This window comes from Paenibacillus sp. P4_A7 (assembly GCF_056402455.1).
Map to the genome: position 1 here is coordinate 1 of NZ_JBFUHJ010000591.1, position 2,929 is coordinate 2,929.

Consider the following 2,929-nt stretch of genomic DNA (forward strand, 5'->3'; position numbering starts at 1 on the left):
TTGCATTGGAAGACGTCTAATGAGAAAGGGATAGTCATTCATGCGGCTGGATCCGAGCAAAGCGGACAAACTGCACAGCTGGAAGACGGACAGCAAGCGACTAGCTCACCGGGCGTAAATGCTGAGGATGGTGGGACGAAAACTCCGGGAGGGGAACAGACAGCTGAGCCAACCGTCGGACAAGAAACACCCGAATCACCGGCAGATGGTCAGTCCGAGGGGCAGGGTGAGATCAGTGGTTCCGATCAAGCTGCGAAGCCTAATCCGGGAGCTACAGATGTACCAAACAAGCCTGTAGACAAAAATCCGTCAGATAAAGGTCCAGGTCGGACGGATAATCCTAATCTATCGAAACCCAAACCACCAAGTGTAAAGCCGACTGTTCCACCTGGTGTAACTCCAACTGATCCGCCTGTCATAGCTCCGACTGAACCGCCAGTCAATCAAACAGTAAAGTATAAGCAAGAAATTATTAAGGTTCAAGTGATGTGTACGCAGGATATGAATGATATTTTAATAGAAGCGGATTCAGCCATTCAGGATGTGGATATATTTGATCCCATTGCCTTTCAGAAATTTAATGAGCAACTGCTGAATAAGATGGCGACTGCGGAATCTAAATGTGACAATATGTTTAAAGTGGTCATTCAAAATGCGGAAAAAGACTCTGTATCACCGAATGTATTAGAGGAATGGAAGCAAACGTTTTACGAGCTGAAGGAAGAGCTATTAGCAGAGTATGAAGCTAATCTGCAGAAGCTAATGGGAGGGTAAGCTATTCTTCCTTTGGCAGGGTACGATCACGGAGTACACGTTCAAGCAAATTGCGAATTAACTCCAGATCGTCCCTCTCCAAAGGAACCCCATCCCAATGAAGCTGCTCGTAATTTAAATATTCTTTGGCATTATGGTTTAATTCAGTAGGAGGCTCAGGATAGTCAGTTAGCCCTAGAAGATAATCCGTTGACGTTCGCAGTTTTCTGGAAATCGTCTGAATGGATTCAAGCGTCGGCTGACGATATCCTGATTCATACCCCGCATACGTGCTTTTTGCAACCCCCAAATAATCAGCCAATTCCTGCATCGTTAACTTTCTATTTTTCCGCAGCTGCTTTAATCGTTTCGCGAACATCCGATGAACTCCCCCCTAGTAAATGCCACATCATTATAGCATGTTTGCTAGTTGCTTGCACAAAGCGGGATCATGTCAGAATATCTACGAAACGCCAAGGGGATTGTTTGGATTCTCTTTTGAAAATAAATAAATAATTTACAGCTTGCGGCGATTTGCCTTTTTTCTCAAGCATGATCGGCAGCTTGATTTCCATGGAGAGGCTCTCATCCGAAACTGGATCGTTCATGGGAGATATACGTTTTGATTTCGACTGCTTTTGCTCTCTAATCGAACGGATAGACAACATTTCCTCCGCAAATAATTCGAGCTTTTCCTTAGGGAGTCCAACTGCAATTTGTGTCAATAAGTCATTGTCCTGATGATTCATTACCTCTATGAACGATTTTGCGAGCACAGCTGGAGAAGCAGAATCAAAATAAGCTGACAGCTTTCCGGCAGCTCGATATACCATCATCTGATGCGCCAAATCAGGATTATCTGACTTATGTGTCTTGCTGCCATAAAAATGAATGCAGAAATGTCCGGAGAAACCATTTTCAGGGATGCCATCACCGCCATGAGGCATGCCATTCATCGAAGCAGCTATCCAATCTTGTCCATTATGAACGAGAATCGCTTTTCTCTTCCAGCTCCAATGATCATTGTATATTTGTTTCATGATCATCGTATCAGCCTTCGTTAGAGGCTGCACGTCGGCATGATCATGACCTGCCCGTCTTTGTACTTGAAAAGTAAGGCCGCTCTCCAAATCTGTAACGGAAAATTTACTTTTCCGCGGCACCATGATTTGCGCAGATTCCCATGGAACCAGGTCTCCATAATGATGAGTACGCAAGGATTCAGCCAAATGTATCAATTCATTAGCAACGTCTTTGGTTAGGACGAGTCGATTCATTTTGGATTCATTCCATAGATTCCCTGTTGGCTCCAAACGGTAGCTGTCTTGTTGATCACCTTGAATAAGGGTTACTTCGATATCAGGCAAGAAGGAGCTTCCTACTGTACGTTCAGGCTTGCCGTTATCCAATGCTTTCGTAATGTCAGAGCTCTCGATAGCCAGCTCGCTAAACAGAGCAGCATTTTGTACGGAACGGACCGTAATAATGACCTTTGTACTCGTCTTGGCCTCAGGTGCGGGCTTTGCTGCTTCTATTGCATTTATGTTGGGTATAGGTTGAAAGATGATTCCCGCGAATACGGCGATAAAAAAAATGACAAGCTTCCTTAATAAACGTTGATCCATCTAAATTCCTCCGGATAAAGTAATGTGAAAATAGCCGTGTTAAAACGCTGTATATGTATTTTCAGCAAATCAACCACTATTTATGTACTTAAGCTGCGATGTATGGACAATGCCATTCAGAAACATACTACCTCGATAAGATCGCAAGCAGGAGGTTATCGATTTTGGGACTACAATTTATACTGGCCCTTCTATTCATGTTCCAACAGGTTCAGCAGCTAGAGCCATTGATGATTGAGTATCAGGGACAAAAGATAGCAGTCGTATCTCCCTCCGAATACACCCATCCATTACCGGGAGTTCCCATTGTGAAGGATAACAAGCTAGATCAATTAATGGAAGATGTGCATTCACGAACGTATAAAGCACCCATAAATGCCACATTGGATAGTGGAGGCAGAATCATACCTGAGCAAACAGGCAGTAAGCTCAATAAAAGAGCATTTACGGAGCAATTTTACAGTTATATATATGAAGGCGGTGTCTCAAGGATGGAGGCTCCGATGCTGACTATTCATGCTAAAGTGGATAGCGAGCTTATGTCTCTGATT

The 2,929-nt window shown here is 43.8% G+C and carries 2 protein-coding genes and 2 pseudogenes; 2 read left to right on the plus strand and 2 right to left on the minus strand.

The features are described 5' to 3' along the window. A pseudogene (locus AC1DWN_RS31480) lies at positions 1-774 on the plus strand (hypothetical protein); the annotation flags it as partial. A 1-nt stretch (position 775) separates the two neighbouring features. Here AC1DWN_RS31480 and AC1DWN_RS31485 read toward each other — a convergent pair. Both AC1DWN_RS31485 and AC1DWN_RS31490 read right to left on the minus strand, forming a co-directional pair. Then, complete coding sequence (locus tag AC1DWN_RS31485) at positions 776-1,132, minus strand: helix-turn-helix domain-containing protein (RefSeq protein WP_477562793.1); 357 nt, start codon at positions 1,130-1,132, stop codon at positions 776-778. A 70-nt stretch (positions 1,133-1,202) separates the two neighbouring features. Further along, positions 1,203-2,378: a hypothetical protein gene (locus AC1DWN_RS31490; protein ID WP_477562794.1), complete on the minus strand. Its 1,176-nt coding sequence runs from the start codon at positions 2,376-2,378 to the stop codon at positions 1,203-1,205. A gap of 164 nt (positions 2,379-2,542) precedes the next feature. Between AC1DWN_RS31490 and AC1DWN_RS31495 the strand changes: the two are divergent. After that, positions 2,543-2,929: pseudogene (locus tag AC1DWN_RS31495) on the plus strand (VanW family protein); the annotation flags it as partial.

Excerpts from the sequence above, each read along its gene's own strand:
- AC1DWN_RS31490 (WP_477562794.1), bottom strand. The coding sequence starts at position 2,378 with ATGGATCAACGTTTATTAAGGAAGCTTGTCATTTTTTTTATCGCCGTA.
- AC1DWN_RS31485 (WP_477562793.1), bottom strand. The coding sequence starts at position 1,132 with ATGTTCGCGAAACGATTAAAGCAGCTGCGGAAAAATAGAAAGTTAACG.